The 605-nt window shown below is 49.4% G+C and carries 1 protein-coding gene; it reads left to right on the forward strand.

The window, feature by feature from the left end; genetic code table 11:
* Positions 1-575, forward strand: a 575-nt coding sequence (locus CLOSYM_RS22945; protein WP_021640907.1) for a hypothetical protein, incomplete at its 5' end; no start/stop codon positions are given.
* Positions 576-605: the final 30 nt, after the last annotated feature.

Genomic DNA, 605 nt, shown 5'->3' on the forward strand with positions numbered 1-605 from the left:
TAAAAATGTACAGCGACAGAGACGACGTAAACAGCGCCTACATCGAGGAGGACGCCGACGGAATTACATTTTGGATAAACCGAAATGAATCATCGTTTTATGGGGCAGAGAACATGCGCACCGTTGATGCCGTAATTGACGGAAATCTTGATGTGAGCGGAGAGAAAAACAGGATTGTCAAAACGGGTTACGGCGATATAAAAATGGCAGCATATGAAACGGCGTCCCCCATGTTTGGAGACGTGGGGAGCGGAACAATCGGCGTAGACGGTCTTTGTTACGTGACGTTGGACAGTATTTTTGCCGAGACGGTCAATGCTGGATGCGAATATCAGGTGTTTCTTCAGGCGTATGGGCCGGGCAGCATTTATGTGTCGGAGCGGACCCCGGCATTTTTTATTGTTGCCGGGCGGGCAGGCCAGCGGTTTGGCTGGGAGATAAAGGCGAAACAGGCAGGATATGAACAGAACCGGCTGGATTGCCGCAGGGACCGCCTTAAGGCCCAGGACAGCGTTGATTATGCTGCTGAAGGGGCGAAATATTATAAAAAATATATGGAGGGACTGATAACATGAAGAAGATAACAGCGGTAACACTGTTTCAGA

It is taken from the genome of [Clostridium] symbiosum ATCC 14940 (assembly GCF_000466485.1).
GTDB classification, from domain to species: domain Bacteria; phylum Bacillota; class Clostridia; order Lachnospirales; family Lachnospiraceae; genus Otoolea; species Otoolea symbiosa.